Genomic DNA, 3,315 nt, shown 5'->3' on the forward strand with positions numbered 1-3,315 from the left:
GTGTCGGCCCAGGCCGTCTGGGCGGCGTCGAGCCAGGCGGGGCGCGGCAGGCCGCAGGCCAGCCGCAGCATCCGGTCGAGGCTGTCCAGGGCCGCCTCGACGGTGCTCGGCGCCGTCACCCACACCGCCAGCCCAGCCGCGCGCAGGGCGGCGAGGTCGGACTCGCGGTTCTCCTCGGCGTTGGCGCAGACCAGATCCGGGGCGAGCGCGATGACCGCGTCGACGTCCGGATTCTTGGTTCCGCGCACCCGGGCCACCGTGAGTCCCGGCGGATGGCTGCACCAGTCGGTCGCCCCCACCAGCAGGCCCGGCGCGCTCAGCGCGATCGACTCGGTCAGGCTGGGCACGAGCGAGACCACCCGGCCCACCGATGCGGGAATCCGCACCGGGTGGCCGAGGTCGTCGTAGCCCAGGCCAGCACCGTCAGGTGCGCCCGGGTGGGGCCCTGTCCGCATCGCCCGCGCGGTGGTTCAGACGTCGGTGATGCGCAGGCCGGCGTGCGACTTGTACCGGCGATTGACCGAGATCAGGTTCGCGGTCAGCGCCTCGACCTGGCCGGCGTTGCGCAGTTTGCCGGCGTAGATGCCGCGCATCCCGGGGATGCGCTCGGCGAGCGCGGCGACCAGGTCGGTGGCGGCCCGGTCGTCCCCGAGCACGAGAATGTCGGTGTCGATCTTCGCGACCGACTCGTCGGCCAGCAGCACGGCGGAGACGTGGTGGAAGGCGCCGACGACGGTGCTGTCCGGCAGGACGGCGGCGGCCTGCTGGGCAGCGCTGCCCTCGGGCACCGGCAGCGCGAAGGCGCCGCCCTTGTCGAAGCCCATCGGGTTGACGCAGTCGATGACGATCTTCCCGGCGAGCGGCTCCCGCAGCGCCTCGAGCGTCTCCCGGTGACCGTCCCACGGGACGGCGATGATCACGACGTCGGCACGCTGCGCGACGGTGGCGTTGTCCGCGCCCTCGATGCGACGCCCGGGGCCGGCAAGCTTGGCCGCCGCCTCCTGGCCGCGCTCGGTTGATCGGGAACCGATCAGGACGAGGTGGCCGGCTGCGGCAAAGCGCAGGCCCAGGCCGCCACCCTGCGGCCCTGAGCCGCCGAGGATGCCGATCGTCAGTGCGGGGACGTCCGGGAGGACGCGGTCAGTCGAAGTCACCCTGCCATCCTGCCCGACCGGGCCGTTCGCCGCGCGAATCCATAACCAGCCGTGAATCCGTGCCCGGACCATTGCCGAACGGTGGGAACCGGGACGTTCACCCTCCGGCGCGACGCCCGGCCACGAGCCCACCCCCTCGCGGACAGCCGGGGGCAATGAGGGACTATGCATGAACAACGGGACAGCTACGTTTTTGCTTCGCCCGCCCCCAACCGGCCGGGACTTCGGCCGGACCCGACGGGGCCCACACACGTCGCTACCGGCAGAGGAGCAGCGCGCGTGACTGACAGCTACAACACCTGGACCACCACCGTAGGTGAGCGAGTGCATACGCCGAGCGATACCGGTGGCGCACACGGCAACCCCGGGCGTGCATTGGTCCCAGATGGGCCGTACCGTTCCGTTCCACACGCATCGAGCAGATCTTCCGAATCAGGCGAGAGAGGTCGAGCAATGGCGGACGTATCGGTTCGCTTCGCGATGACGAACGACAGCGAAGTGGTGCTGAACCTGTCGCTGCCGCAGGCGCTGCGCCTGATGGAAGCGATCGCACGCAAGGTGGGCGAGACTCTCGCCGAGCGCAGCACGCAGGCGGTCGGCGGAGTTGGCGGGGTGCCGACGTCGGCGCCGTCGAACGGCATGCCGAGCCTGGGGCCCTACACCCCGTCCTGAGCCGCCGTAGCGACGCAGGTTGGGTCCCTCATCCACCGGCCGGGTGCCCGGGAATCCAGCCACCGCCAGCGGCGGCAGGCGGGCCCGCGCTCAGCGCCCGGGGATGTGACGTCGCATACACCTCCCGCAGCCGATCCACCGTCACCAGGGTGTAGATCTGGGTGGTGCTGACCGAGGCGTGGCCCAGCAGCTCCTGGACGACCCGGACGTCTGCGCCCCCGTCGAGCAGGTGGGTGGCGAAGGAATGCCGCAGCACATGCGGTGAGACACCGTCGACCCCGGCCTGGGCGGCCGCGGTCCGCAACACCGTCCACGCACTCTGCCGGGACAGCCGGTTGCCGCGCCGGGAAAGAAAGACCGCCGCCCCCGACCGGGGCCCCGCGAGGCTCGGCCGGCCCAGCCGCAGATAGTCCGCGAGCGCGGCGACGGCGCACCGGCCCAGGGGAACGATCCGGTCCCGGCCGCCCTTGCCGTGCAGCCGCACCGCCGCGGCCTCCAGATCGAGATCGTCGACGGCCAGCCCGACCGCCTCGGAGATCCGCGCTCCGGTCCCGTAGAGCAGCTCCAACAGTGCCGTGGCGCGCAGCCGGCGGACCGCCTCGGCGGGTTCGACCGGCACCGGCGCGAAATCGCCAACCCGGTCTGCCACCCCCGCCACCCCCGCCTGCGGGGTGCCCGCGGCCGCGGCGAGCACCGCCGTCACCTGGTCGACGGAGAGCGCCTTGGGCAGCTTGCGGGGCGGCGTCGGCGGTCGCACCGGGCGGGACACGTCCTCGCTGACATCCCCCTCCTCGGCGGCGAAGCGGTGCAGCGAGCGCACCGCGACGAGCATCCGCGCCACCGATGCCGCGGCGAGCGGCGGATGGGTCTCGTCTCCCGTACGCAACGCGGCGGCGAAGCCGGCAACCTCTGCCTCACCGACCGCGTCCAACGAGCACAGGCCCTGCGCCGACAGGTGGTTCAGGTAGCGGCGCAGATCACGACGGTAGGCAAGGACGGAATTCTGGGCGAGTCCCCGTTCGCCCTCCAGATGATGGAGATAACGCGCGATGACGTTCCCGGGCGTGCCCCGCTGCGCGGGCACCGGATGATCGAGGGCCCGGGCGGGCCCGCTGCCGACGGGCGACGAACCCAGCCGCACCGCCTCGACCGGCCCGCCCGCCGCGGCGGGTGGGTGCAGCCGGAATGCCCGGTCGCCGTCGGCGACTTCCATCATCGAACTGATAGTAGGACCTGCGCGCCGTTCTCCGTTGGCGCCTATCCACATGCCGGGCTCCTGCGGCTATTCTGGCGACTTGTGCGGACGGACGCCGAATCGTCACGCTACGCCGCATGGCTGGGGGTCGTCATCACCGCCGTCACGGCACTGGCCGTCCTGTCCGGAGCGGGCCTACTCACGGCCTGCGGCGGCGGCCACGAGCCGGCCGGTGCGGCCGTCCCCGCCCGCCCTGGCGCGGCGGCCGCCGGCAACCCATCCACCGGCAACCCG

4 protein-coding genes and 1 pseudogene are annotated in these 3,315 nt (G+C 72.7%); 2 read left to right on the plus strand and 3 right to left on the minus strand.

Annotated features, from left to right (window positions below; genetic code table 11):
* Both ND748_RS28580 and npdG read right to left on the minus strand, forming a co-directional pair.
* The coding region (locus ND748_RS28580) for a helical backbone metal receptor (protein ID WP_251749293.1) at window positions 1-455 on the minus strand (455 nt) is incomplete at its 3' end.
* Between the two features lie 15 nt (window positions 456-470).
* The gene (gene npdG, locus ND748_RS28585; RefSeq protein WP_251749294.1) at window positions 471-1,154 is read right to left on the minus strand and encodes an NADPH-dependent F420 reductase; all 684 of its coding nucleotides are present in this window, start codon (window positions 1,152-1,154) and stop codon (window positions 471-473) included.
* Between the two features lie 453 nt (window positions 1,155-1,607).
* Here npdG and ND748_RS28590 point away from each other — a divergent pair, with 453 nt between their 5' ends.
* Window positions 1,608-1,826: a hypothetical protein gene (locus ND748_RS28590; RefSeq protein WP_009742848.1), complete on the plus strand. Its 219-nt coding sequence runs from the start codon at window positions 1,608-1,610 to the stop codon at window positions 1,824-1,826.
* 28 nt (window positions 1,827-1,854) lie between these two features.
* Here ND748_RS28590 and ND748_RS28595 read toward each other — a convergent pair whose 3' ends face one another.
* Window positions 1,855-3,093, minus strand: coding sequence for a site-specific tyrosine recombinase XerD (locus ND748_RS28595; RefSeq protein ID WP_251749295.1), 1,239 nt, complete (start codon window positions 3,091-3,093; stop codon window positions 1,855-1,857).
* Between the two features lie 30 nt (window positions 3,094-3,123).
* On the opposite strand from ND748_RS28595, the pseudogene ND748_RS28600 reads away from it, so the two are divergent.
* Window positions 3,124-3,315: pseudogene (locus tag ND748_RS28600) on the plus strand (hypothetical protein); the annotation flags it as partial.

Source organism: Frankia sp. AiPs1 (genome assembly GCF_023716945.1).
Taxonomy (GTDB): Bacteria; Actinomycetota; Actinomycetes; order Frankiales; family Frankiaceae; genus Frankia.